The following is a 25873-nucleotide window of genomic DNA, read 5'->3' on the forward strand; positions in this document are numbered from 1 at the left end:
AGAGTTGCAATGCCATTCTGGATCGAAGCACTGGTCGCATTTTTTCTGCTGGTAGGTTCTTCCTTTGCCCTGATCGGCGCCATCGGGTTGTACCGCCTACCGGACTTCTTCACGCGTCTGCATGGCCCGACCAAGGCCACGACCCTGGGGGTCGGCAGCATGATCGTGGCGTCGATGATTTTCTTCGGCAACCATGAGGAGGGTCTCAGCTTGCACGAGCTGTTGATCGTCATGTTCCTGTTCATCACGGCGCCGGTCAGCGCCCACATGCTCGCCAAATCGGCGATGCAGGAAAAGGTCAAACTGGTGCGTCGTACCCGCGGGCGGCCCTGGGAGTCCTGAAGCCGGCTGCCGGCTGCCGCCGTGGCGGCTGAGCCGCTTTGCCGGCGCTCCAGCCGCTGGCCATACAACTCACGGAGCCAGGCCAGATTTCAACCGCTGCCGACGTTGGCCGGTGTACTGAAGCCATAGGGCAGGAAATTGCGGCAGGCAGCGCTGCATCGCCGAAAGCCGCCTCGGCGACGATGCCGAGCGCGGTTGGCGCTCGGTCAGCCAGGTTGCTGCTCGCGTAACGCGCGGGCCAGCCCTTCTGCGACGCGAATTCCGTCGACACCCGCGGACAGAATGCCGCCGGCATAGCCCGCACCTTCCCCGGCAGGAAACAGTCCGCGCACGTTGAGGCTTTGCAGGTCTTCGCCTCGGGTGATGCGCAACGGCGAGGAGGTACGCGTCTCGATGCCGGTCAGTACCGCATCGTGCAGGTCGAAGCCCTTGATCTGCTTGCCGAAGGCCGGCAGTGCCTCACGGATAGCCTCGATGGCGAAGTCGGGCAGCGCTGGCGCCAGATCGCCCAGGCGGATGCCCGGTTTATAGGACGGTTCGACACTGCCCAGCGCGGTGCTCGGCGTGCCGGCGATGAAATCGCCGACCAGTTGCCCGGGCGCCTCGTAGTTGCTGCCACCCAGCACGTAGGCATGGGATTCCAGGCGTTCCTGCAACTCGACACCCGCCAGCGGGCCGCCGGGGTAGTCCTGCTCGGGCGTGATGCCGACGACGATACCGGCGTTGGCGTTACGCTCATTGCGCGAGTACTGGCTCATACCATTGGTCACCACGCGGTGCGGCTCGCTGGTGGCGGCGACCACGGTGCCGCCTGGGCACATGCAGAAGCTGTACACCGAGCGACCGTTCTTGGCGTGGTGCACCAGCTTGTAGTCGGCGGCGCCGATCTTCGGGTGCCCGGCGTACTTGCCGAGACGCGCACGGTCGATCAGCGATTGCGGATGCTCGATACGGAAACCCACCGAGAACGGCTTGGCTTCCATGAACACGCCGCGCTTGTGTAACGCGCGGAAGGTGTCGCGGGAGCTGTGGCCGAGGGCCAGAATGACGTGGCGGCTGTGGATCTGCTCGCCGCTTTCCAGTTCCACGCCTACCAGTTGGCCGTCTTCGATGAGCACATCGCTGACGCGCTGCTGGAAACGCACTTCACCGCCCAGCGCCTTGATTTCCTCGCGCATGGTGGCGACCACGCCGGTCAGGCGGAAGGTGCCGATGTGCGGTTTGCTGACGTAGAGGATTTCCTCCGGCGCGCCGGCCTTGACGAATTCTTCCAGCACCTTGCGGCCGTAGTGGTTGGGGTCCTTGATCTGGCTGTACAGCTTGCCATCGGAAAAGGTCCCCGCGCCGCCCTCGCCGAACTGCACGTTGGACTCAGGGTCGAGCACGTTCTTGCGCCACAGGCCCCAGGTGTCCTTGGTGCGCTGGCGCACTTCCTTGCCTCGTTCCAGCACGATCGGCTTGAGGCCCATCTGCGCCAGCAGCAGGGCGGCGAAAATGCCGCACGGGCCGAAGCCGATCACCAGCGGGCGCTGTGCCGGCTGCTGCTCGGCAGCGATGGTCAGCGGCTTGTAGCGCACATCCGGGGCGATGCCAAGGTTGCGGTCATTACTCAGGCGCGCCAGCAGCGCGGCTTCGTCACGCACGCTGAAATCGAGGGTGTAGATGAAGGGCATGTCACCGAACTTCTTGCGGGCATCGTAGCTGCGCTTGAACACGCTGAGTTCGAGCAGCTCGCTGTCCTCGATACCCAGGCGCTCTACGAGGGCAGGGCGAATGGCATCGTCCGCGTGGTCGAGGGGCAGTTTCAGTTCGGTGATGCGCAGCATGTCGGTCTACCTTTCAGGGCCGGAGGTCACCCGGCAGCTTTTCGAGGGCGGCGATTATGGACGAAAAATCCGCACGAGGCTGCAGTTCGGGCTGCGCAGTCGACGGGCAGAGCCGAGATGAGGTGTGTCACTTGTCGGATCAGGTGCGTCATTGCCAGACCTCACCGGCGCAAAGGACTCTCGCATGCAATCGCAAAGGATGCTTTCCATCGGCTATCTGGCTGGCCTCATCACACCGCTCTGGCTGACGTTGGGCGTGGCCTTGGCCGGTGCGCTCTATCCCGGCTATAGCCATCTAGACCACGCCATGAGCCTGCTTGGTGCTCACGGTGCACCTACCCAGAGCCTGTCACCGCTGATCAATAACTTCCCGCTGGGCGCGTTGTTCATGGTCTTCGGCGTCGCCGTTGCGCTGAGTTTCGACACTCGCTGGGCGCGGTTGAGTGGCATGCTGATCGTCGTGCATGGCCTGGGCAGCTTCGGTACTGGTTACTTTTCCTGTGATGCAGGCTGCGCTCCCGAGGCGCCGTCGGCCAGCCAGAATCTGCATAACCTCGCAGGGCTGGCCATGGCGCTCAGCCTGCTGCTGGCCAGTGCGCTGTGGGTTTACCTGGGACGTCGTCTGCTCGGCTCACGCGGTTTTTCCTGGCTATCGCTGCTGTGCACGTTGCTGGTACTCGGCACCTTGCCGTTGATGGCCGGGGCGCTGGAAAGCGGCCATGGATTCGGCCTTTACCAACGCATCAATTACGGTGCATCGCTTCTATGGGTGGCTGCGCTGGCGCTGATGTTGTTGCGGCGCGAACGTATTTAGCGATTGCCCAACCACGCCTGACGCTGCTCGCTATTCAGAAAGGTCCAGGCCACGAAGCGGCTCTGCTTCTGGCCCTGGCTCATTTCCACCGTACGGGTTTCCAGCGCGCCTGCCTTCTTGAGTGCGGCGTACACGCCCGGCAGGTTGCCGGATTTGGAAATCAGCGTGCTGAACCACAGCACCTGTCCAGCGTGCTCGGCGCTCTCCCGAATCAGTCGGGCGACGAACGCCGCTTCACCGCCGGGGCACCACAGCTCGGCTGCCTGGCCGCCGAAGTTCAGCACCGGCAACTTGCGCTTGGGATCGAGCTTGCCCAGATTGCGCCATTTGCGTTTGCTGCCGCTGGTGGCTTCGTCAGCCGAGGCGTGAAAGGGCGGGTTGCACACCGTTACTTCGAAGCGCTCTCCAGGCTGCAGCAACCCCGCGAAAATATGTCCCGCGTCGGGCTGCAGGCGCAGTTCGATCTGCTCGCTCAGGCCAGGATTGGATTGCACGATGGCCCTGGCCGACGCGATGGCCGGCGGCGCGATGTCTGCACCGACGAACCGCCAGCCGTATTCACAGGTACCCAGCAGCGGGTAAATGCAGTTGGCGCCCACGCCGATGTCCAGCGCCTGTACCGCTGCGCCCCTGGGAATTTCACCGCCGTTGTCGCTGGCCAGCAGATCCGCCAGGTAGTGCAAATAGTCCGCACGCCCGGGAATCGGCGGGCACAGGTAGTCCGCCGGGATGTCCCAGTGAGCGATGCCGTAGAACTGCTTGAGCAGGGCGCGGTTGAAGACCTTCACCGCCGCCGGGTTGGCGAAGTCGATACTCTGGTTACCGTACGGGTTGATGATCACGAACGCCGCCAGCTCGGGGCTGGCTTTGATCAACGCCGGGAAATCGTAACGCCCCTGGTGGCGGTTGCGCGGGTGCAGCTGAGCTTTGTCAGTTGGCGAGGCAGGCGGTTTCGGCGGGCGTTTGGCTGGCATGCTGATGGATCACACAAAGGGCGGTGGGGCATTTTCCCACAGCCGCCGGTGGCGTGCTTGCCGGCTTGCTGCGGCGCACTGAAAGCAGCAGCCGGCCAACGGTTGGCGTTCGGAGGCGCACTGACCCAGATCAAGGTCGCGCCACCTGGACAGCCCTAGACTGACGTCATCTAGGGATATCACAGGGAGGCCGCAGATGGCCTATCTCCATTGGAGCGATGACCTGAACACCGGGATCGCCGTGATCGACGGCCAGCACCGGCGCATCGTCGATATGATCAACGAGCTGTACGAAGCGCAACAGCAAGGTACGGGCGAGGGCGTGGGGCAGGTGATCGAAGAGCTCATGGACTACACCACCTCGCACTTCGCCTTCGAGGAGGCGATGCTCGAGGAGGCCGGCTACGTATTCACCAAGGCCCACAAGCGGGTGCACCAGGTATTCATCAATCGGGTCGACGACTACCGCACGCGCTTCAAACAGGGCGAGGACGTCTCTGACGAGTTGCGCAGCCTGCTCGGTCGTTGGCTGTTCGGCCATATCCGCAACGATGACCAGAACTACGTGGCTGCCGTTACCGAAAACCTGCGTAAGCTGGCCGCCGACAAGACCGAAGACGGCTGGTTGAACCGAGCCAAGCGGCGCTTCTTTCGAGCGGCATAGCGGGCGTTTCAAGGCAAAAGCAGACGTTCGGTGATTCATTGTGGGAACGGGCCATGCCCGTGATTATTCGCGGGCACGGCCCGCTCCCACAGTCGTAGGGTGGACGACGCCTCACCTACGCGGCCCGACCCGTCCACCGATCGCAATGGTGGATGAAAAGAGCGTCATCCACCCTACGTCTGCGCTCGCCACGAACCCGCCGTTGTTCCTCACATTGAACTACAGCGGGAATATCCACGGCACCATCACCACGCTGACGATCATCACCAGCACGGTGAACGGCACGCCGATGCGCACGAAATCCCCGAAGCGATATTGGCCCGGCCCCAGCACCAGGGTGTTCACGGGTGAGGAGATCGGTGTCATGAAGGCAGCCGAGGCGGCCAGGGCCACGGTCATCGCGAACGGGACGGGGGAGGCACCCAATGCCTGAGCGGTGGCGATCGCCACCGGGGCCATCAGCACCGCTGTGGCGGTGTTGGAGATGAACAGGCCGATCAGCGCGGTGACCGCGAACAGGCTGGCCAGGATCACCCGCGGCCCGGACTCCCCCAGCGCACCGACCAGGCCGTTGACCGCCAGGTCGATACCACCGGTTTTCTGCAGGGCCAGGGCGAAGGGCAGCATGCCGACGATGAGGATCAGGCTCGGCCAGTGAATCGACCGGTAGGCGCTGGGCATGTCGATGCAGCGGAAGGCGCCCATCAGCAGGCAACCGATCAGCGCGGCCATGACGTTGGGCACCAGGCCGCTGACCATCAGCCCAACCATCACCGCCAGACTCAGTAGCGCATAGGGCGCCTTGCGCGCGGCGGGCGCCACCTCGTCGACCTCGGCCGGCAGGCTGAGGACCAGAAAATCACGGTTGAGGCTCTGCAGGTGATGAATCTGCTTCCAGCTGCCGGCCACCAGGAGCGTATCGGCGTGGGTCAGTTTCTCGTCGACCAGCACACCCTCCAGCGCCTCGCCATGGCGGCGCAGGCCGACCACGTTGAGCTTGTAGCGGCTGCGCAGGCCGAGCTCCTGGATGGTCTTGCCCGGCAGGTGCGACTCCGGCGGTAAGGCCACTTCGGCCAAGCCCAGCTCGTGGGAGTGCACGCCGTAGTAGGAGTTACCCAGCGGCAGGGCTTCGAGTCCGAGCTCGTCATAGGCGCCGAGCAGGGCGATGGCCGGGCTGGCCAGGTCGACCAGCAGCACGTCACCGGGCTGCAACTGGGTATTGCCGGTGGCCATCAGCAGCAGGGTGCGAAACTGCCGCTGGCGCTCCACGGCGATCACGTTGATGCCGTATTGCGAACGCAGTTTCAGTTCATCCAGGGCCTGATTGGCCAGTGGGGAGTCGGCGCGCACCTGCAAGCGCCGTTCGCGCTCACTGAGCCGGTAACTCTGGGCCAGATCGGCCAGGGTCAGGCGCGGCGGGGCCGTCTCGTCACCGCTATCGTCACGTTGCAGCCAGCGCCGGGTGGCGAGCATGTACAGCACGCCGAGTACCAGGATGGTCAGGCCAATGGGGGTGAAGCTGAAAAAATCGAAGCCCGGCAGACCGGCGCGCAGCAGTTCGCTGTGCACCACCATGTTCGGCGGCGTGGCGACCAGGGTCAGCATGCCGCTGATCAGCCCGGCGAACGCCAGCGGCATCATCAGCCGGCCGGGAGCAATCTTCAGGCGCGCGGCCACACCAAGCACCACCGGGATGAAGATCGCCACCACGCCGGTCGAACTCATCACCGAGCCGAGCCCGGCGACTGCCACCATCAGCAGTACCAGCAGGCGCGTTTCGCTGCTACCAGCTCTGCTCACCAGCCAGTCGCCGAGGCGATAGGCGATGCCGGTGCGCACCAGGCCTTCGCCGATCACGAACAACGCGGCGATGAGGATCACACTGGGGTCGGCGAAGCCGGCCAGGGTTTCCTGAATGCTCAGTACGCCGGTCAGCGGCAGTGCCACGAGCATCATCAGCGCGACCACGTCCATGCGCGGTTTATTGATGACGAACAGCACCACGGCGGTGAATAGCAGGCCGAGCACCATCAGCAGTTCAATGTTCATTCAGGCTCCTTGCCCTGATGTTCCGTACTGGCCCGGCAGCCAGCAGAGGGCTGTGCCCGGGTAATGGATAGTCTCTCAGGGATAGCCAAGCACCGCCTTGATCTGCTGCAGGTTGGCGGCGATCCAGCGTTTGTCGATGGCGCCCCAGTCGCGGATCATGTAATGGCCCGCGTTGTTGCGCTCACCATCCTGCTGCTGGAACCGGCAGTCGATATCCAGCTCCTCCAGCGCGTTCAGGGTGTCCTGAGCGGTACGCCGCGGCATGCCGGTGGCGGCCATCAGGGCCGGCACGCTATCGGCGGCGCCACTGTCGATCAGCCAGGCTACGTAAAGGCGGCGGTAGAAACTGGTCTTGGTCTTGCTCACGTCCATTTGCATCGCCCGATCAGGTAAGGAGTCGCGAGCATACTGCCTGAACCCCGTCGGCATGCCCATAAACGAAAACGGCCCGCCGGGTTTCACCGCGGCGGGCCGTTCTCTTTAGTGCGCGACGCAGGAAGCCAACGCCGAGCTAGCTTCCAGCAGCCTGTTACAGGCTGGCGATCTTGCCGCGCTGCTCCACCAGGTTGGCCAGCGCCTGTTCGGCTTCGGCCAGCTTGGCGCGTTCCTTCTCCAGTACTTCGGCCGGCGCCTTGGCGACGAAGCCTTCGTTGGCCAGCTTGCCACCGACTCGCTTGGCTTCACCTTCCAGACGCTGGATTTCCTTGTCCAGGCGCGCCAGTTCGGCTTCCTTGTCGATCAGCCCGGCCATCGGCACCAGTACTTGCATGTCGCCGACCAGAGCGGTGGCAGACATCGGCGCTTGTTCACCGGCTGTCAGTACCTTTACCGACTCGAACTTGGCCAGCTTGTTGAGCAGCGGGGCGTTGTCGTTGAGGCGACGCAGGTCTTCGCCATTGGCGTTGGCGAGGATCACGTCGATGCGCTTGGCCATGGAGATCTTCATCTCGCCACGGATCTGTCGCACGCCAAGCATCAACTGCTTGACCCACTCGATGTCGCCCTCGGCCGCCGCGTCGATGCGGCTTTCATTGGCCACCGGCCAGGGTTGCAGCATCAGCGTTTCGCCGCTGACGCCGGCCTTGCCCTTGATACGCTGCCAGATTTCTTCGGTAATGAACGGCATGAACGGGTGCGCCAGACGCAGGATCACTTCCAGCACGCGCACCAGGGTGCGGCGAGTACCGCGCTGGCGTTCGAGCGGGGCGTTCTCGTCCCACAGCACCGGCTTGACCAGTTCCAGGTACCAGGCGCAGTACTCGTCCCAGACGAATTCGTACAGGGCTTGAGTGGCCAGGTCGAAGCGGAAGGCGTCAAGGTGACGGGTGACGTCTTGTTCGCAACGCTGCAGGGCGGAGATGATCCAGCGATCGACCGGCGACAGGTCAACGGCTTCGCCGTTGATGCCGGTGTCCTGGTCATCGGTGTTCTCGATGACGAAGTTCGCGGCGTTCCACAGCTTGTTGCAGAAATTGCGATAGCCCTCGACACGGCCCATGTCGAATTTCACGTCACGGCCCGTGGTGGCCAGCGAGCAGAAGGTGAAGCGCAGGGCGTCGGTGCCGTAGCTGGCGATGCCTTCCGGGAACTCGGCCTTGGTCTGCTTGGCGATCTTCTCGGCGAGCTTGGGCTGCATCATGCCGCTGGTGCGTTTGGCCAGCAGGGTTTCGAGGTCGATGCCGTCAACGATATCCAGTGGGTCAAGGACGTTGCCCTTGGACTTGGACATCTTCTGGCCCTGGCCGTCGCGCACCAGGCCATGTACATAGACGGTCTTGAACGGGATCTGTCCGGTCAGGTGGGTCGACAGCATGATCATCCGGGCGACCCAGAAGAAGATGATGTCGAAACCGGTGACCAGCACGTCGGTCGGGTGATGGGTCTTCAGGAAGTCGGTCTGCTCGGGCCAACCGAGAGTCGAGAAGGTCCACAGGCCGGAGCTGAACCAGGTGTCGAGCACGTCGTCGTCCTGGCGCAGCGGCAGGTCGCCGAGGTTATGCTTGGCGCGAACTTCGGCCTCGTCGCGGCCGACGTACACGTTGCCTGCCTGGTCGTACCAGGCCGGAATGCGATGGCCCCACCACAACTGGCGGCTGATGCACCAGTCCTGGATGTCGCGCATCCAGCTGAAGTACATGTTCTCGTACTGCTTGGGCACGAACTGAATGTCACCGTTCTCGACCACCGCGATGGCTTTTTCGGCCAGCGGCTTGGTGGACACGTACCATTGATCGGTCAGCCATGGCTCGATGATGGTGCCGGAGCGGTCGCCTTTCGGCACTTTCAGGGCGTGGTCGTCGATGCTTTGCAGCAGGCCCAGGGCGTCGAACGCGGCGACGATCTGCTTGCGCGCTTCGAAGCGATCCAGGCCGGCGTATTCGGCAGGCAGGCTGGCATCGAGCAGGGCGTTGACGCTGCCGTCGATGTTGAAGATCTGCGCGCCGGCCAGCACCTTGGCGTCATGGTCGAAGATGTTGATCAGCGGCAGGTTGTGGCGCTTGCCGACTTCGTAGTCGTTGAAATCGTGAGCCGGGGTGATCTTCACGCAGCCGGTGCCGAATTCCGGGTCGCAGTAATCGTCTGCGATGATCGGGATGCGGCGGCCTACCAATGGCAGCTCGACGTAGGTGCCGATCAGCGCCTTGTAGCGCTCGTCTTGTGGGTTCACGGCGACGGCGGCATCGCCCAGTGCGGTTTCCGGGCGGGTGGTGGCAACGATCAGATAATCATTGCCCTCGGCGGTCTTGTTGCCGTCGGCCAGGGGGTAGCGCAGGTTCCACAGGTGGCCTTTCTCGTCGTGGCTTTCCACTTCCAGGTCGGAAATGGCGGTGTGGAATTTGGTGTCCCAGTTGACCAGACGCTTGCCGCGGTAGATCAGGCCGTCCTCGTGCAGGCGCACGAAGGCTTCCTTGACCGCTTCGGACAGGCCTTCATCCATGGTGAAGCGCTCGCGCGACCAGTCCACCGACGAGCCCAGGCGGCGGATCTGCCGGGTAATGGTGCCGCCGGACTCGGCTTTCCATTCCCAGACCTTGTCGAGGAATTTCTCACGGCCCAGATCATGACGATCGATACCCTGGGCGCCCAGTTGGCGCTCTACCACCATCTGCGTGGCGATGCCGGCGTGATCGGTGCCCGGTTGCCACAGGGTGTTGCGACCCTGCATGCGGCGGAAGCGGATCAGCGCATCCATGATCGCGTTGTTGAAGCCGTGGCCCATGTGCAGGCTGCCGGTCACGTTGGGCGGCGGGATCATGATGGTGTAGGGCTCACCGGAACCCTGCGGAGCGAAGTAGCCGTTCGCCTCCCAGTTTTCGTACAGGGCGGTTTCGATGGCGTGGGGCTGGTAGGTCTTGTCCATGCGCGGCGGGACCCTTCTGGCGTCTGATCGGAAAAGCCGAGCAGTATAACCAACCGCCGTGCAGTTTTCCTCCGCTCTCGCGGCTATCGGTCGAGCGGGAAAATGGCGTCAGGGCAAGCCGCGATCAGCGGCGCGGGGGCAGCAGGCGGTGCAGGCGGGCCTGCAAGCGGCGCTTGAGTTCGGCTTCGATCTGCGGCACGAAATCATCGATCACATCCTGCAGCAACAATTGCGCTGCGGCGCGCAGTTCACTGTCGAGGCGGTTGATCTCGTTGTCCCGGCCGATGGCGCGCTGCACGGTCTGGCGCAACTCGTGCTCCGAGGCCATGCCGGCAACCGCCGCCGTGGCAGCGACCGGCTGCAGGCTGGGGACGGGTGCCGCGTCAGCCACTACTTCGCAGAGCAGGGGAATATCGTCGGCATCGAATTTTTCGGTCAGCAGAGGCGGATCGAGGTCGTCATCCAGCAACTCGCGAATCGACTCGAGATCGTTCAGCAGGGCGCCGGGCTTGTGCGGTGGGGTCAGGTTGTCCATGGGGGCGTTTTACAGTTCGACACGTTTGGGATCATAGCCCCGTTGACGGTAGCTGCGGAAGTTCTCCCGGCAGGCGGTCAGCAGGGCGGGTTCCTGATTGACGATCTCGATCACCCGGCTGAAGTGTTCGATGTGCGGGCTGAGCGTGCTGCCGAGGTTGATCAACACACCCTGCGCGGTTGCGGGCACGTCATCGACACCGATCACCACCGGGGATTTCGGCTCGTGCTGATGCAGATCATGGGGGATGAAGCTTTCCGGGCGAGCGCGCCACAGCAGCTCATCGAGCTCGTTGCACTGGGCGGCGTCACTGGCGCGCAGGAATACCGGCAGGCCATGGCGCCAGGCTTTGCCGGCGAGCTGACAGGCAGTACGCAGACGTTCGGCCGGGGTGGCTGACGACAGGACATAAAATTCGATTCGGGGCATAGGCGAAGTGTCGGGCTTCAAGCGGCAAGCTTCAAGCGAAAAGCGATGTGAGCGGCAGCAATCGAGGTGCGCTCACCGCGATTGCCGATGGCGGCCGAGGGGCCGCCATCGGATCCAGCCGGGGTCAGGCTTGTACGCGATCGAGCAGGTACTGCGTGAGCAGGGGCACGGGGCGGCCGGTGGAGCCTTTGTCCTTGCCGCCGCTGACCCAGGCCGTGCCGGCGATATCCAGGTGCGCCCACTTGTAGGATTTGGTGAAGCGCGACAGGAAACAGCCGGCGGTGATGGTGCCGGCTTTCGGCCCGCCGATGTTGGCGATATCGGCGAACGGGCTGTCCAGCTGTTCCTGGTATTCGTCGTACAGCGGCAGTTGCCAGGCGCGGTCATCGGCCTGGCGGCCGGCGGCCAGAAGCTGGTTGACCAGTTCGTCGTCGTTGCCCATCAGGCCCGAGACGTTGCTGCCCAGGGCGACGATGCAGGCGCCGGTGAGGGTAGCGATATCGATCACCGACTGCGGTTTGAAGCGTTCGGCGTAAGTCAGGGTGTCGCACAGCACCAGGCGGCCTTCGGCGTCGGTGTTGAGGATTTCCACGGTCTGCCCGCTCATGGTGGTGACGATATCGCCGGGGCGTGTTGCTCCGCCACTGGGCATGTTTTCGGCACAGGCCAGCAGGCACACCAGGTTGATCGGCAGTTGCAGCTCCAGTACGGCACGCAGGGTGCCGAACACGCTGGCGGCGCCGCCCATGTCGTACTTCATTTCATCCATGCCGGCAGCCGGCTTGATGCTGATGCCGCCGGTGTCGAAAGTGATGCCCTTGCCCACCAGGGCGTGTGGCTTGTCGCCCTTCTTGCCGCCGTTGTACTGCATCACGATCATTCGTGGGGGTTGGTCGCTGCCCTGGCCTACGGCAAGGAAGGCCCCGGCGCCAAGCGCCTGGAGCTTCTTCTCATCGAGAATTTCGACCTTGAGGTTCTTGTGCGCCTTGCCCAGCTCCCTTGCCTGCTCGGCGAGGTAGCTGGGGTGGCAGATGTTCGGTGGCAGGTTGCCGAGGTCCTTGGTCAGCGCCATGCCGATGGCGATGGCACGCGCCTCGCGGGTGGCACGCTCGACGGCGGCAGTGTCGGCCTTGTCGGTGATCAGGGTGATTTTCTTCAAGGCGCCCGGCGTGGCCTTCTGGCTCTTGAATCGGTCGAACTGGTAGCCGGCGTCGGCCAGGCTTTCCACCACCAGGCGGGCAGTCCCGTAAGCGTCGCGGTTCTTTACCAAGACGTCCTGCAGAGCGAGCAGGGCATCGCTGCCACCGAGATTCTTCAGTACGCCATAAACGGCGGCGATCATTTTGCGCAGTTGGCGGTCAGACAGTTCGGCCTCCTTGCCGATGCCGACCAGCAGCACGCGCTCGGCCTTGAGGTTCGGTAGGCTGTGCGCCAGCAGGGTCTGGCCTGCCTTGCCGGTCAGGTCGCCGCGCTTGAGCAGGGTGCTGATGGCACCGCCGCTTACGGCATCGACCGCCTTGGCGGTTGCGCCGAGGGTTGCTCCCTCACCGACGGGAATGACCAGCGTGGCGGTTTTCAATGTTTCCGGGCGAGCGCTTTTGACAATAAATTCCATGCGTGGTGTCCCCAAGACAACGAGTCGCGAATACAGGATAATGACGACAATTTTTCGGCCGGTTCGCTTGATTCGCGTGCCAGCATGCAGTGCGGCTAGTTTGAGCACAGCCGCCTGAGCCTGACAACCCTGGAGTGTCTGTTTGATTGTCTTCCGATATTTGTCCCGAGAGGTTCTGGTTACCCTGAGCGCGGTCAGTGCCGTGCTGCTGGTGATCATCATGAGCGGTCGCTTCATCAAGTACCTGGCGCAGGCGGCCCAAGGCATACTCGATCCGGGGGTGCTGTTCCTGATCATGGGCTTTCGCCTGCCTGGTTTCCTGCAGCTGATCCTGCCCCTGGGGCTGTTCCTGGGGTTCCTGCTGGCCTATGGGCGGCTGTACCTCGACAGCGAGATGACAGTGCTGTCGGCCACCGGCATGAGCCAGCAGCGACTGTTCATCTACAGCCTGGCACCGGCCACCGTGGTGGCGCTGCTGGTGGCCTGGCTGAGCATGGGCCTGGCGCCCCAGGGGGTCTCCCAGGTTGCCAAGATCTTCAACGAGCAGGATGCGCTGACCGAATTCGACACCCTGGTACCGGGGCGTTTCCAGTCCATGCGCAACGGCTCGCGGGTCACCTATACCCAGGAGCTTTCGGAAGACCGCACTGAACTGGGCGGCATCTTCATTTCCGACAAGCGCCTGTCGCGTGATGGCGACAAGGAGCGCGGCATCACCGTGCTGGTGGCCGAGACAGGGCGCCAGGAATTGCATGCCGACGGCAGCCGTTACCTGATCCTGGAAAACGGCTATCGCTATGACGGCAACCCCGGTCAGGCCGATTACCGCGTGGTGCAGTACGACACCTATGGGGTGTTGCTGCCCAAACCATCGGTTACCGCCGATATCAGCGAGCGGGAGGCTATCCCCACCTCGCAGCTGTTCGGCAGCGACGATCCGCGGCTGCAGTCGGAACTGCAGTGGCGCTTGTCCATTCCCTTGCTGGTATTCATCGTCACGCTGATGGCGGTGCCGCTGTCGCGGGTCAATCCGCGTCAGGGCCGGTTCCTCAAGCTGCTGCCGGCGATCTTGCTGTACATGACCTACCTTGGCTTGCTGGTTGCGGCGCGCAGCGCGCTCGACAAGGGGCGCATCCCGCCCGTGGTCGGGCTGTGGGGCGTGCATCTGTTGTTCCTGCTGATCGGCCTGGCCCTGCTGTACTGGGAGCCGATGCGGCTGAAGCTGGTAAGTCGTCGGGAGAGTGCTCGTGGTTAAGCTGGATCGTTACATTGGCGCTCAGGTGCTGTTCGCCATCCTGGCTGTACTGGGCATCATCGTCGGCCTAGCCCTGCTGTTCGCCTTCATCGACGAGCTGGGTGACATAGAGGGCAATTACGGCCTGGGCGACGCCCTGTGGTACGTGTTCCTTACCGCGCCACGGCGTATCTACGACATGCTGCCGATGGCGGCACTGGTCGGCTGCCTGATCGGCCTGGGTACCCTGGCCAGCAACAGCGAGCTGACCATCATGCGCGCTGCTGGCGTGTCCATCGGGCGTATCGTCTGGGGTGTGATGAAGCCCATGCTGGCGCTGATGCTGGTCGGCATCCTGATTGGCGAGTACGTGGCGCCCTGGAGCGAGAATCAGGCCCAGGCCGGTCGTGCCATGGCTCAGGGCGGCGGCGAGGCGCAAACAGCCAGGCGGGGCATGTGGCACCGCCAGGGCCAGGAGTTCGTGCACATCAACGCGGTGCAGCCCGATGGCGTGCTATTCGGCGTGACGCGATACCGTTTCGATGACCAGCGTCGCCTTGAATCGTCCAGCTTCGCTCGTCGTGCCACCTACCAGGGCAGTTACTGGCAGCTGGAAGATGTCGCCACCACGCGTTTTCTCGAACGCCGTACCGAGGTGCTCAAGCAGCCGAGCGAGCGCTGGGATATCGAGCTCAATCCGCAGTTGCTCGGCACCGTGGTGCTTGAGCCGGAGGCGCTTTCTGTGACCGGCCTGTGGCGCTACATCCACTACCTGAAGGAGCAGGGGCTCAATAATGGTCAGTACTGGCTGGCCTTCTGGACCAAGGTGTTGCAACCGCTGGTGACGGCTGCGCTGGTGTTGATGGCAATTTCCTTCATCTTCGGGCCGCTGCGTTCGGTGACCCTGGGTCAGCGCGTTTTCACGGGCGTGCTGGTTGGTTTCGTCTTTCGCATCGCCCAGGATCTGCTTGGGCCTTCTAGCCTGGTATTCGGCTTCTCGCCGCTGTTCGCGGTGCTGATACCGGCGGGTATCTGTGCGGTAGCGGGTGTCTGGCTGCTGCGCCGGGCGGGCTGACCAGGCACGCCTCTCGCCTGGCGAGAGGCGCTATCCTTCTCCTTCCCGGGCTGCGGCGCTGGTTCAGGCCGGCGTTACGGGCGATGGACGTTTTTCGGTAGCTGCACGATACGGCTGTCTGAATAGCAGTCGTGCCAGCTGCGTTTCTGTTTGTCGAGGAGTATCCACAGGTAGCCTGCGCCCAGTAGCAACCATGAGACGATTGCGATCAGAAAGCGCAGCAGCGCCTGCCAGAGGCTGATCGCGGTACCGTCTGCATTCTGCACGCGTATGCCCCACACCTGCATGCCCAGCGTCTGACCGCTGTGGGTCCAGAACTTGGCAAAGAAGCCGAACAGGCTGAGCAGCAGTACTGTGGACAGCAGTGGATCGCCATCCAGCGCACCTGCTTCCGACCACTGGCGCAGTTGCGCTTCGCCATAAATGCCCATTTGCACCAGCTTGTAGATGAAGGTGACCACGATCAGCAGGGCGATACACAGGAAGCTGTCATAGAGCATGGCCGCCAGGCGGCGACTCAGGCCGGCGGTGGGGAAGGTGCCTGGCGGGCGCAGTGCGTGTCTCGGCATGGGTGGCTCGCGATCAAAAGAGATAACCGGGCGATAATAAATTGCAGGCATAAAAAAACCCCTGATAAGCATCAGGGGTTTTTAAAAGCAGCGGCTTATTCCTGGACTTGAACCTGGTCAGCCTGCATGCCTTTTTGACCTTGTACAGCAACGAAGCTAACTTTCTGGCCTTCTTTCAGGCTCTTGAAGCCGTTACCTTCGATAGCGCGGAAGTGTACGAACAGATCCGGACCGCTTTCTGGAGTGATAAAACCAAAACCTTTCTCGTCGTTAAACCACTTGACGGTACCGTTCTGACGATTCGACATGTCTCTTTTCCTTGGAACTAGAGTTGATGACAGCCTCCATGTGTAGAGGACTGAAGACTGGTTGCAAGGAGTGTTGGAAGTCGAACGGGATGTAGCGGATCTTGAGCGATCTACTGCATCAGGTCACGATTCTCGGCGACCCATGCAAACACAGTGAATGAACTCTACGCTAACTCTGAAGCAAATGCCAACCCCTCGGGCACGCATAATCCCACGTAGGATTCGTGAGGCTTTAAGGCGAGTTCCAAGTTGGTTTTTATAATGGCTAATTGATTGCGCGAAGAGGCGGCGCGCAGCACAGCTTTGGTGCGAACTGTCACAAGTAGGTAACAGTTGAAGGATATATGGTGCCCCGGGGGAGACTCGAACTCCCACTTCTTTCGAAAACGGATTTTGAATCCGCCGCGTCTACCGGTTCCGCCACCGGGGCACAATGGCGGCGCAGTATAGGGAGCAAGTTGCCATTGGTCAATGCACTTGCGTGGTCAGCGTAAGGGAAATCCGGTAAGCTGCTCCGCCCTGCAAGATGACACCTTTTCCACCATGCGCGTTGCCGACTTTCATTTCGATCTGCCCGATGAACAGATCGCCCGCCATCCTCTTGCCGAGCGCCGCGCCAGTCGGCTGTTGATTCTCGACGGCGCCAGCGGTGCGCTCGCTCACCGGCACTTCGCCGATCTGCTCGAATACCTGCGCCCCGGTGACCTGATGGTGTTCAACAACACCCGGGTGATTCCCGCGCGGCTGTTTGGCCAGAAAGCCTCGGGCGGCAAGCTCGAAGTGCTGGTCGAGCGAGTGCTCGATGATTACCGGGTGTTGGCGCATGTGCGCGCCAGCAAATCGCCGAAGCCTGGCTCGACCCTTCTCCTCGATGGCGGTGCCCGGGCGCAGATGGTGGCGCGTCACGATGCGCTGTTCGAGCTGCGCTTCGACGAGGCGGTGTTGCCCTTGCTCGAGCGTGTCGGCCACATGCCGTTGCCTCCTTATATAGACCGCGCTGATGAAGCCTCCGATCGCGAGCGTTATCAGACCGTCTACGCCCAGCATGCCGGTGCGGTAGCGGCGCCCACTGCCGGCCTGCACTTCGACCGCGAGTTGCTGGCCGCTATCGCCGAGAAGGGCATCGAGTCCGCATTCGTCACCCTGCATGTCGGCGCCGGTACCTTTCAGCCGGTACGCGTCGAGCGTATCGAAGACCACGTGATGCACAGCGAATGGCTGCAGGTGGACGCTGCCGTGGTCGACGCCGTGGCTGCCTGTCGGGCACGTGGCGGGCGCGTGGTCGCGGTTGGCACCACCAGTGTGCGGGCGCTGGAGAGCGCCGCGCGCGATGGTGAGCTGCGCCCGTTCAGTGGTGATACCGACATCTTCATCTACCCCGGCCGGCCCCTGCACGTGGTCGATGCTCTGGTGACCAACTTCCATCTGCCCGAGTCGACCCTGCTGATGCTGGTGTCGGCCTTCGCCGGCTATGCGGAAACCATGGCAGCCTACGCCCAGGCGGTGGCCGAGGGTTATCGCTTCTTCAGTTACGGTGATGCCATGTTCATCACCCGCAATCCCGCGCCGCGCGGGCCCGAGGAACACCTATGACGCGCAGTTGCCGCATGTCCTTCGAACTGCTGGCCGCCGATGGCAAGGCCCGTCGTGGCCGCCTGACCTTTCCCCGTGGGGTGGTCGAGACGCCGGCCTTCATGCCGGTCGGTACCTATGGCACGGTAAAAGGCATGTTGCCACGCGACATCGAAGCCATTGGTGCACAGATTATCCTGGGCAACACCTTTCACCTGTGGCTGCGCCCTGGCACCGAAGTCATCAAGCGTCACGGCGACCTGCATGACTTCATGCAGTGGCAGGGGCCAATCCTCACCGACTCCGGCGGCTTCCAGGTATTCAGTCTGGGCGCGATGCGCAAGATCAAGGAGGAGGGCGTTACCTTCGCCTCGCCGGTCGACGGCTCCAAGGTGTTCATGGGGCCTGAAGAGTCGATGCAGGTGCAGCGCGACCTGGGTTCCGACATCGTGATGATCTTCGACGAGTGCACGCCGTATCCGGCCGAGCTCGACGTCGCCAAGACCTCTATGGAGCTGTCGCTGCGCTGGGCCAAGCGCTCCAAGGTCGCCCATGGCGAAAGCACTGCGGCGCTCTTCGGCATCGTCCAGGGTGGCATGCACGAAACCCTGCGCATGCGCTCGCTGGAAGGTTTGAGCGAACTGGATTTCGATGGCCTGGCCATCGGCGGGCTGTCGGTGGGCGAGCCGAAGGAAGAAATGATCAAGGTGCTCGATTACCTGCCCGGGCAGATGCCTGTAGACAAGCCGCGCTACCTGATGGGCGTCGGCAAGCCGGAAGACCTGGTCGAGGGTGTGCGCCGTGGCGTGGACATGTTCGACTGCGTAATGCCGACGCGCAATGCGCGCAATGGCCACCTGTTTGTCGATACGGGCGTGTTGAAGATCCGCAACGCGTTTCACCGTCATGACGACTCGCCGCTGGATCCGACCTGCGACTGTTACACCTGCAAACATTTCTCGCGTGCTTATCTGCATCATTTGGACAAGTGCGGCGAAATGCTGGGCAGCATGTTGAATACAATCCACAACTTGCGTCATTACCAGCGCCTTATGGCTGGTTTGCGCGAGGCAATTCAACAAGGTACATTGGCCGCCTTTGTCGATGCCTTCTATGCTCGGCGCGGCCTGCCAACGCCGCCGCTGAATTGATTTTCCGATCGTTAAAAGAACTTCCAACAGGAGTGTCAAATGAGCTTTTTTATTCCCGCTGCCTACGCTGATGCCGCTGGTGCTGCCGGCCCGGCTGGTACCGGTTTCGAGTGGATCTTCCTGGTCGGCTTCCTGGTCATCTTCTACCTGATGATCTGGCGCCCCCAGGCCAAGCGCGCCAAGGAGCACAAGAACCTGCTCGGCAATCTGCAGAAGGGTGACGAAGTCGTGACCTCCGGTGGCATCGCTGGCAAGGTTTCCAAGGTCAGCGACGATTTCGTGGTGATCGAGGTGTCCGACACCGTCGAGCTGAAGATCCAGAAAGCAGCCGTTGCGGCCACCCTGCCCAAGGGCACGCTGAAAGCCATCTGATAACGGTTGAAGAACTACCTGCGTTGCCATCGCTGCGTTGGATACAGGCTCGGAATGCTCATTTACATCCGTAAACTCCGCATCCTCGCCTGTATCTGTCGGGCCGCCATCGGCCTTGTGCTGGTTGCCTCGCCTAGGTTTTTCAGTGCTCTGCTAAGTCTCTGTTCCAGTTTTATCCATCCCGCGGGGCGCAGATTGCGCCCCGCGTCATAAGCGGGCGGCGTCATTCATGCTCAACAAATACCCTCTGTGGAAATACCTGCTGATCGCGGCCGTACTCGGCATCAGCCTGATTTATTCCGCACCCAATCTCTACCCTGATGATCCGGCCATTCAGATCAGTGGGGCCAGCTCGGCGCAGGCCATCGAACAGGCTGATCTCGATCGCGTCAGCAAGGCGCTGAGCGATGCCGGTATCGAGGTCAAGGCCGCGAGCGTTGGCGAGCAAGGTCGTAGCGGCCTCGTGCGCCTGACCAGGCAGGGCGACCAGCTGCCGGCCAAGGACGTCGTGCGCAGGACGCTAGGCGACAACTACGTGGTCGCGCTCAACCTGGCGCAGACTACCCCCGATTGGCTGCGCAGCCTGGGTGCCAGCCCGATGAAGCTTGGCCTCGACCTGTCCGGCGGTGTGCACTTCCTGCTTGAAGTCGATATGGACAAGGCCCTGGACGTGCGCCGCCAGGTCTATGAAGGCGAGCTCAAGAGCCTGCTGCGCAAGGAGCGCGTACGCTATCGCAGCATGCCGCAGCAGGGCGATGCCATTCAGCTGGGCTTCGCCGACAGCGAAACCCTGGAGAAGGCCCAGCAACTGATCCGCAAGGATTTCACCGATTTCGAATTGAATGCCCAGGAACGTGGCGGCCAGCAGGTGTTGCGCGTGACCTTGACGGCAGCCAAGATCGCCGAGATTCGCGAATACTCGATCCGCCAGAATCTGACCACCGTGCGCAACCGGGTCAACGAGCTTGGCGTTGCCGAGCCGCTGGTCCAGCGCCAGGGCGCCAACCGCATCGTGGTCGAGCTGCCGGGCGTGCAGGATACGGCCGAAGCCAAGCGTATTCTCGGCAAGACCGCCAACCTCGAATTCCGCCTGGCGGCCGATCCGAACGCGCCGCGCGGCACCACCGAGCAGTTCGGTTTCCGTGAGGAAGGTCGTCCACCAGTGGGGCTCGAGCGCGAGCTGATCATCACCGGTGACCAGGTTACCGACGCTCAGGCCAGCTTCGACGAAAATGGCCGTCCACAGGTGAATATTCGTCTGGATGGCCACGGCGGCGACCTGATGAATCGCGCGACTCGCAGCAATGTCGGGCGCAGCATGGCGGTGATCTTCATCGAGCAACGGCCGGTGACTCGCTATGTCAAACAGATGGTCGACGGTGTCGAGCAGGAAGTGCGCCTCGATTCGTTCCAGGAAGAGAAGCAGATCATCAGCCTGGCGACCATCCAGTCGCCACTGGGAAGTCAGTTCCGTATCACCGGTCTGAACGGCCAGGGCGAGTCGTCCGAGCTGGCGCTGCTGCTGCGCGCCGGTGGCCTGGCCGCGCCTATGTACTTTGCCGAAGAGCGCACCATCGGCCCGAGCCTGGGTGCCGAGAACATCGTCAAGGGTATCGAGTCCACCGAGTGGGCGATGGTCTTCGTGTCGCTGTTCATCATCGCCATCTACCGCTTCTTCGGTGTGCTGGCAACCGTGGCCCTGGCGTTCAACCTGGTCTTGCTGGTAGGCCTGATGTCGGTCATCGGTGCGACGCTGACCCTGCCGGGGATTGCCGGCATCGTGTTGACGCTGGGCATGGCTGTGGACGCCAACGTGCTGATCTTCTCTCGAATACGCGAGGAACTGGCCAACGGCCTTTCGGTGCAGCGTGCCATCCACGAAGGTTTTGACCGTGCCTACTCGGCGATTCTCGACAGTAACCTGACCACGTTGCTGGTCGGTGCAATTCTGTTCGCACTGGGAACCGGGCCCGTGAAAGGGTTTGCGGTGACGATGTCGCTGGGCATCATCACCTCGATGTTTACCGCGATCATGTTCACCCGCGGTATGGTCAACCTGATTTTCGGTGGCCGTAACTTCAAGAAACTGTGGATTTAAGGTGAGAACATGAAGTTACCATCTCGCATTCCTTTCATGGCGATACGCAACCTTGCGTTCGCCATCACTGTAGTCATCAGCCTCATTGGCCTTGGCAGCCTGTTCAAGCACGGGCTGAACTTCGGCCTCGACTTCACCGGCGGTACCTTGATCGAGCTGTCCTACGAGCAGCCGGCAGATCTCGAGCTGATCAAGCGTGAGCTGGGTCAGGCGGGCTACACCGACGCCGTGGTGCAGAGTTTCGGCTCGACCACCGATGTGCTGGTGCGCCTGGCTGGTGATTCGGCCGATCTGGGCAATGAAGTGGCAGCCGCGCTGCGCAAGATCGACACCACTTCCTTCGAGGTCAAGCGTGTCGAGTTCGTCGGCCCGCAAGTGGGTGAAGAGCTGCGTGATCAGGGTGGCCTGGCCATGCTGCTGGCGCTCGGCGGCATCCTGCTTTACCTGGCCTTTCGCTTTCAGTGGAAGTTCGGCATCGGCGCCGTCGGCTCGCTGGCGCACGACATCATCGTGACGCTGGGTATCCTGGCGTTCTTCCAGGTGCCGTTCGACTTGACGGTGCTCGCGGCGGTGCTGGCCATGATCGGCTACTCCCTCAACGACACGATCATCATTTATGACCGTATCCGCGAGAACTTCCGCGTGCTGCGCAAGGCCGACATTGTCGAGAACATCGACGTGTCGGTTACCCAGACCTTGCTGCGCACCATGGCCACTTCGTTGTCGACCGCCATGGCGTTGATCGCATTGCTGATCTTTGGTGGCGACAGCCTCGGCGGCTTCGCACTGACGCTGCTTATCGGCGTGGTGGTGGGGACTTATTCGTCGGTCTACATCAGTGCTCCGGTGCTGATCTGGCTGAAGCTGACCAGCGAGGATCTGATTCCTCCAGTGGCCACCGCCGAGGGTGCCGACGACCGCCCGTGAGGGTGTGGCGCACGGCGCGTTTGCAGTGGATATAGACGGGCGACAAGGGAACTTGTCGCCCGTTTTGCGTTTCCAAGGCAGGGAGTAAAGCGCAAGGGCGCTGCAGTTGTGATCAGGAGGTTCGCATGAACAAGTCGTTGTTGGTTGGAGCTGTGTTGGGTGCTGTTGGTGTCACTGCGGGTGGCGCTGTTGCGACCTACAGTTTGGTCGGCGGCGGACCTCAGTATGCAGAGGTGCTGGCGGTCAAACCAGTGACCGAAACCATCAAAACGCCACGCGAAGAGTGTCGTGAAGTGGCCGTTACCCGCCAGCGTCCGGTTCAGGACCAGCACCAGATCGCCGGTACAGCGATCGGTGCGGTAGTCGGTGGCCTTCTCGGCAACCAGGTGGGCGGCGGCAATGGCAAGAAGATCGCTACCGTCGCAGGCGCCGTGGGTGGCGGCTATGCCGGCAACAAGGTGCAGGAAGGTATGCAGGGCCGCGATACCTACAGCACCACAGAGACGCGTTGCAAGACCGTCACCGACTCCAGCGAGAAGATCGTTGGCTATGACGTGAAGTACGATCTGGATGGCAAGGTCGGCAAGGTTCGCATGGATGAAGAGCCCGGCAGCAAGATCCCGGTTCGCGACGGTAAGCTGGTATTGGCCGATTCCGAGGCGAGTGAGTAATCCGTGAGGCGGATGTAGAAAAGGCGCTCTGCGGAGCGCCTTTTTTATGGGCAATAAAAAACCGGCGCCAGGCCGGTTTCTCGAGGGCGTCGCTATTAACGCTTGAGCGAGGCCGAGAGGTGCGGCTGGATCGCTGTCAGCACGGCCTTGAAGCACTTGGTGTTGCCGGCCACGATCTGGCCCTTCTCGAGGAATTCATGGCCACCGCTGAAGTCGCTGACCAGGCCGCCTGCTTCCTGGATCAGCAGGGCGCCAGCAGCCATGTCCCATTCGGACAAGCCGAACTCCCAGAAGGCGTCGAAACGGCCTGCGGCCACGTAGGCGAGGTCCAGGCTGGCTGCGCCGGCGCGGCGCACGCCTGCGGTCTGGCCGACCAGGCTGCGGAACATGCCCAGATAATTCTCCAGGTTGTCCAGTTGGCTGTCGCGGAACGGGAAGCCGGTGCCCAGCAGGGCGCCTTCCAGGCTTTTGCGGTTGCTTACACGCAGGCGGCGTCCGTTCAGGGCCGCGCCGCGGCCGCGGCTGGCGGTGAATTCTTCCTGGCGCACCGGGTCGATGATGACCGCATGTTCAAGGCGGCCGCGGTATTTGCAGGCCACACTGACGGCAAAATGCGGGACGCCGCGAATGAAGTTGGTGGTGCCATCGAGCGGGTCGATGATCCACTGATAGTCGGCGCCCTCGCCGCTGCCCTCGAGCAGTCCGCCTTCCTCGCCGAGGAAGCCGTGGGTCGGGTAGGCCTTGCGCAAGGCCTGGATGATCATCAGCTCGGCAGAGCGGTCGATCTCGGTAACGTAGTCCTTGGCGTCCTTTTCATCTACGGAGATGACGTCCAGGCGTTCGATTGAGCGGAAGATCATTTCACCGGCGCTACGGGCTGCGCGCAGCGCGATATTCAGCATGGGCTGCATGGAAGTTCACCTGGGGTCGTAATAAAGCCGGCCATTCTAGCAGAAAAGCATCTCGCTTGAAGTGCCGTCGGTGCCCGCGTGGCATAAAGCAGGGGGCTTCTGTAAGATTTGTCACCTTATTTATCCGATGCGGGCGTGTCCTCTTGCTGCAGAACATTCGAGTGGTACTGGTCAATACCAGTCATCCCGGCAATATCGGCGGCGCGGCACGTGCCATGAAGAACATGGGCCTGTCGCGGCTGGTGCTGGTGGAGCCGCGGCAGTTTCCCAGCGAGGAAGCGGTGGTGCGTGCGTCCGGTGCCACGGATATCCTGGACGGCGCCCAAGTGGTGTCGTGCCTTGAGGATGCTTTGATCGGTTGCAGTCTGGTGTTCGGGACCAGTGCCCGTGAGCGACGCATTCCCTGGCCGCTGATCGATCCGCGCGAGTGTGGCGTGGCGGCCGTGAGCAAGGTGCTCGAGGGGGCCGAGGTGGCGCTGGTGTTCGGCCGCGAGCATGCCGGCCTCACCAATGAAGAGCTGCAGCGTTGCCAGTTCCATGTGCATATTCCCTCTGACCCGGCATTCAGCTCGCTGAACCTGGCTGCTGCCGTACAGGTGCTGACTTACGAAGTTCGGATGAGCGCCCTGGCGCTGGACAATGCGCCGCTTGCGGCGCCGCGCCCGGAGGTCGCTGCCGACGACGGTGAGCAGCCGGTCACCGCCGACGAAATGGAGTCGTTCTATGGGCACCTGGAAAAATCGCTGGTCGAGATCGGTTTTCTCGATCCGGCCAATCCGCGTCATCTGATGAGTCGCCTGCGTCGCCTGTATGGGCGCAGCAGCGTGACCAGGTTGGAAATGAATATCTTGCGCGGCGTTTTGACCGAAACCCTCAAGGCGGCGCGCGGCGAGCACCATAAGCGGGGAAAAACTGATGTTTGAGCGCATGCGGGAAGATATCCAGGGGGTTTTCCACCGTGATCCGGCGGCGCGCAATGCGTTCGAGGTGGTCACCTGTTACCCCGGTCTGCATGCGATCTGGTTGCACCGCGCCGCTCACGTGTTGTGGGGCGCCGGCTGGAAGTGGCTGGCGCGCAGCGTGTCGAACTTCAGTCGTTGGCTGACGGGCATCGAAATCCACCCGGGTGCGGTGATCGGCCGGCGCTTCTTCATCGATCACGGTATGGGTATCGTCATTGGCGAAACCGCGGAGATCGGCGACGACGTGACGCTCTATCAGGGTGTGACCCTGGGGGGCACCAGTTGGAACAAGGGCAAGCGTCACCCGACGCTCGAAGACGGCGTGGTGGTAGGTGCCGGTGCCAAGGTGCTTGGCCCGTTCACCGTCGGTGCGGGTGCCAAGATCGGATCCAACGCCGTGGTCACCAAGGCGGTGCCGGCCGGCGCGACGGCGGTCGGCATTCCGGCCAAAATCATCGTCAAGGACGACAGTGCGCTCGAGGCGCAGCGCCAGGCGATGGCGGACAAGCTCGGCTTCGATGCCTACGGCGTCAGCCAGGACATGCCCGATCCGGTGGCGCGGGCAATCGCGCAATTGCTCGATCATCTGCATGCGGTCGACCACCGCCTGGAGGGCATGTGCGAGGCGCTGGGCGCACTCGGCAGCGATTACTGCGCCAAGGATCTGCCCGAGTTGCGTGCCGAGGACTTCGACGGGGTTTGCAAGGGGCAGGGCGGCAAGCCGGCCGCCTGATGCGTGCCGGCTATGGCTTTGCTATGATCCGGCGCCGCTCCAGCCCGTCGCGACACCTAAACCTGAGTGTTTTACTCGGTCTTATAGTTGACTCAAATACTCGGAAATAGGATAATCGCGGCACATTGTGATTGCTTGGTAACCCTTCATGCGACTGACTACCAAAGGCCGGTATGCCGTGACTGCCATGCTCGATCTGGCTCTGCATGCCCAGAACGGGCCGGTATCCCTCGCCGATATTTCAGAGCGCCAGGGCATCTCTCTTTCCTATCTCGAGCAGCTTTTCGCCAAGCTGCGCCGTGGCAGCCTGGTGTCCAGTGTGCGCGGTCCGGGTGGTGGTTATCAGCTGTCGCGCAACATGCAGGGCATCCAGGTCGCCGAAGTGATCGATGCGGTCAACGAATCCGTCGACGCCACGCGTTGCCAGGGGCAGGGCGGTTGCCACTCCGGTGATATCTGCCTGACCCACCATTTGTGGTGTGACCTGAGCCAGCAGATCCACGAGTTCCTCAGCGGCATCAGCCTGGCCGACCTGGTCACGCGCAGCGAGGTGCAGGAGGTCGCGCAGCGCCAGGACCAGCGTCGCTGCAACAGCAATGGCAGGGTGCACCAACTGGATAAGATTGAAGCGTCCACCGTCGATTGAGTACGCAAGGCGCCGGCCTGATACCTGATTAGGAG

General features: G+C 62.5%; 25 protein-coding genes and 1 tRNA gene. 14 read left to right on the forward strand and 12 right to left on the reverse strand.

All coding sequences use genetic code 11. From position 1 onward, the window contains the following. The first annotated feature begins 9 nt into the window (after positions 1–9). Positions 10–342, forward strand: a complete 333-nt coding sequence (locus ACZ0AV_RS19875) for a Na+/H+ antiporter subunit G (RefSeq protein WP_499152620.1) — start codon at positions 10–12, stop codon at positions 340–342. 206 nt (positions 343–548) lie between these two features. Here ACZ0AV_RS19875 and ACZ0AV_RS19880 read toward each other — a convergent pair whose 3' ends face one another. Then, positions 549–2168: an NAD(P)/FAD-dependent oxidoreductase gene (locus ACZ0AV_RS19880; RefSeq protein ID WP_499152621.1), complete on the reverse strand. Its 1620-nt coding sequence runs from the start codon at positions 2166–2168 to the stop codon at positions 549–551. A gap of 184 nt (positions 2169–2352) precedes the next feature. On the opposite strand from ACZ0AV_RS19880, the gene ACZ0AV_RS19885 reads away from it, so the two are divergent. Then, positions 2353–2982 carry a DUF998 domain-containing protein gene (locus ACZ0AV_RS19885; protein ID WP_499152622.1) on the forward strand — a complete coding sequence of 210 codons (630 nt, stop codon included), beginning with the start codon at positions 2353–2355 and terminating at the stop codon, positions 2980–2982. On the opposite strand, the gene rlmF is transcribed toward ACZ0AV_RS19885, so the two are convergent. Then, positions 2979–3956, reverse strand: a complete 978-nt coding sequence (rlmF, locus tag ACZ0AV_RS19890; protein WP_499152623.1) for a 23S rRNA (adenine(1618)-N(6))-methyltransferase RlmF — start codon at positions 3954–3956, stop codon at positions 2979–2981. The genes ACZ0AV_RS19885 and rlmF overlap by 4 nt on opposite strands. 196 nt (positions 3957–4152) lie before the next feature. Between rlmF and ACZ0AV_RS19895 the strand changes: the two genes are divergently transcribed. Further along, on the forward strand, positions 4153–4620 hold the full coding sequence (locus tag ACZ0AV_RS19895; RefSeq protein WP_499152624.1) for a bacteriohemerythrin: 468 nt from the start codon (positions 4153–4155) through the stop codon (positions 4618–4620). Between the two features lie 219 nt (positions 4621–4839). On the opposite strand, the gene ACZ0AV_RS19900 is transcribed toward ACZ0AV_RS19895, so the two are convergent. From ACZ0AV_RS19900 to ACZ0AV_RS19925, 6 genes are all read right to left on the reverse strand, one after another. Next, the gene (locus ACZ0AV_RS19900) at positions 4840–6669 is read right to left on the reverse strand and encodes an SLC13 family permease (RefSeq protein ID WP_499152625.1); all 1830 of its coding nucleotides are present in this window, start codon (positions 6667–6669) and stop codon (positions 4840–4842) included. Positions 6670–6744: 75 nt separating this feature from the next. Continuing rightward, positions 6745–7041: a winged helix-turn-helix domain-containing protein gene (locus ACZ0AV_RS19905; protein WP_499152626.1), complete on the reverse strand. Its 297-nt coding sequence runs from the start codon at positions 7039–7041 to the stop codon at positions 6745–6747. Between the two features lie 157 nt (positions 7042–7198). Beyond that, positions 7199–10030, reverse strand: a complete 2832-nt coding sequence (locus tag ACZ0AV_RS19910; protein ID WP_499152627.1) for a valine--tRNA ligase — start codon at positions 10028–10030, stop codon at positions 7199–7201. A gap of 124 nt (positions 10031–10154) precedes the next feature. Continuing rightward, on the reverse strand, positions 10155–10565 hold the full coding sequence (locus ACZ0AV_RS19915) for a DNA polymerase III subunit chi (protein WP_499152628.1): 411 nt from the start codon (positions 10563–10565) through the stop codon (positions 10155–10157). Between the two features lie 9 nt (positions 10566–10574). Continuing rightward, positions 10575–10994 carry a DNA polymerase III subunit chi gene (locus tag ACZ0AV_RS19920; RefSeq protein WP_499152629.1) on the reverse strand — a complete coding sequence of 140 codons (420 nt, stop codon included), beginning with the start codon at positions 10992–10994 and terminating at the stop codon, positions 10575–10577. Between the two features lie 124 nt (positions 10995–11118). Beyond that, positions 11119–12609 (reverse strand): leucyl aminopeptidase, encoded by a 1491-nt coding sequence (locus ACZ0AV_RS19925; RefSeq protein ID WP_499152630.1) that lies wholly within the window; start codon positions 12607–12609, stop codon positions 11119–11121. 142 nt (positions 12610–12751) lie between these two features. Here ACZ0AV_RS19925 and lptF point away from each other — a divergent pair, with 142 nt between their 5' ends. Then, positions 12752–13864, forward strand: coding sequence for an LPS export ABC transporter permease LptF (lptF, locus tag ACZ0AV_RS19930; protein ID WP_499152631.1), 1113 nt, complete (start codon positions 12752–12754; stop codon positions 13862–13864). Next, the gene (lptG, locus tag ACZ0AV_RS19935) at positions 13857–14918 is read left to right on the forward strand and encodes an LPS export ABC transporter permease LptG (protein ID WP_499152632.1); all 1062 of its coding nucleotides are present in this window, start codon (positions 13857–13859) and stop codon (positions 14916–14918) included. Before lptF ends, lptG begins: the two co-directional genes overlap by 8 nt. Positions 14919–14992: 74 nt before the next feature. Here lptG and ACZ0AV_RS19940 read toward each other — a convergent pair whose 3' ends face one another. The 3 genes from ACZ0AV_RS19940 to ACZ0AV_RS19950 form a co-directional block, all read right to left on the reverse strand. After that, positions 14993–15487 carry an RDD family protein gene (locus tag ACZ0AV_RS19940; protein ID WP_499152633.1) on the reverse strand — a complete coding sequence of 165 codons (495 nt, stop codon included), beginning with the start codon at positions 15485–15487 and terminating at the stop codon, positions 14993–14995. Positions 15488–15582: 95 nt separating this feature from the next. Next, positions 15583–15795 carry a cold-shock protein gene (locus tag ACZ0AV_RS19945; RefSeq protein WP_010486675.1) on the reverse strand — a complete coding sequence of 71 codons (213 nt, stop codon included), beginning with the start codon at positions 15793–15795 and terminating at the stop codon, positions 15583–15585. A 345-nt stretch (positions 15796–16140) separates the two neighbouring features. Then, positions 16141–16225, reverse strand: a tRNA-Leu gene (locus ACZ0AV_RS19950). Positions 16226–16338: 113 nt separating this feature from the next. Here ACZ0AV_RS19950 and queA point away from each other — a divergent pair. The 6 genes from queA (at position 16339) to ACZ0AV_RS19980 (ending at position 22586) form a co-directional block, all read left to right on the forward strand. After that, positions 16339–17388 (forward strand): tRNA preQ1(34) S-adenosylmethionine ribosyltransferase-isomerase QueA, encoded by a 1050-nt coding sequence (gene queA, locus ACZ0AV_RS19955; protein WP_499152634.1) that lies wholly within the window; start codon positions 16339–16341, stop codon positions 17386–17388. A gap of 14 nt (positions 17389–17402) precedes the next feature. Next, on the forward strand, positions 17403–18518 hold the full coding sequence (gene tgt, locus ACZ0AV_RS19960) for a tRNA guanosine(34) transglycosylase Tgt (RefSeq protein ID WP_499153410.1): 1116 nt from the start codon (positions 17403–17405) through the stop codon (positions 18516–18518). A gap of 39 nt (positions 18519–18557) precedes the next feature. Further along, positions 18558–18890: a preprotein translocase subunit YajC gene (gene yajC, locus ACZ0AV_RS19965; protein WP_499152635.1), complete on the forward strand. Its 333-nt coding sequence runs from the start codon at positions 18558–18560 to the stop codon at positions 18888–18890. Between the two features lie 229 nt (positions 18891–19119). Next, entirely contained in the window at positions 19120–20988 is a 1869-nt protein-coding gene (secD, locus tag ACZ0AV_RS19970) for a protein translocase subunit SecD (RefSeq protein WP_499152636.1), read from the forward strand. Between the two features lie 9 nt (positions 20989–20997). After that, positions 20998–21915: a protein translocase subunit SecF gene (secF, locus tag ACZ0AV_RS19975; protein ID WP_499152637.1), complete on the forward strand. Its 918-nt coding sequence runs from the start codon at positions 20998–21000 to the stop codon at positions 21913–21915. Positions 21916–22040: 125 nt separating this feature from the next. Further along, a complete protein-coding gene (locus ACZ0AV_RS19980; protein ID WP_499152638.1) occupies positions 22041–22586 on the forward strand; it encodes a glycine zipper 2TM domain-containing protein in 546 nt (181 codons plus the stop codon). A 95-nt stretch (positions 22587–22681) separates the two neighbouring features. On the opposite strand, the gene suhB is transcribed toward ACZ0AV_RS19980, so the two are convergent. Continuing rightward, positions 22682–23497 (reverse strand): type III secretion system regulator SuhB, encoded by an 816-nt coding sequence (gene suhB, locus ACZ0AV_RS19985; protein ID WP_499152639.1) that lies wholly within the window; start codon positions 23495–23497, stop codon positions 22682–22684. Positions 23498–23640: 143 nt separating this feature from the next. On the opposite strand from suhB, the gene trmJ reads away from it, so the two are divergent. The 3 genes from trmJ (at position 23641) to iscR (ending at position 25838) form a co-directional block, all read left to right on the forward strand. Beyond that, positions 23641–24420, forward strand: coding sequence for a tRNA (cytosine(32)/uridine(32)-2'-O)-methyltransferase TrmJ (gene trmJ / locus ACZ0AV_RS19990; RefSeq protein ID WP_499152640.1), 780 nt, complete (start codon positions 23641–23643; stop codon positions 24418–24420). Further along, positions 24413–25192, forward strand: a complete 780-nt coding sequence (gene cysE / locus ACZ0AV_RS19995; protein ID WP_499152641.1) for a serine O-acetyltransferase — start codon at positions 24413–24415, stop codon at positions 25190–25192. Before trmJ ends, cysE begins: the two co-directional genes overlap by 8 nt. A gap of 148 nt (positions 25193–25340) precedes the next feature. Continuing rightward, positions 25341–25838 carry a Fe-S cluster assembly transcriptional regulator IscR gene (iscR, locus tag ACZ0AV_RS20000; protein ID WP_499152642.1) on the forward strand — a complete coding sequence of 166 codons (498 nt, stop codon included), beginning with the start codon at positions 25341–25343 and terminating at the stop codon, positions 25836–25838. Positions 25839–25873 lie beyond the last annotated feature (35 nt).

This window comes from Pseudomonas sp. AC532 (assembly GCF_979258965.1).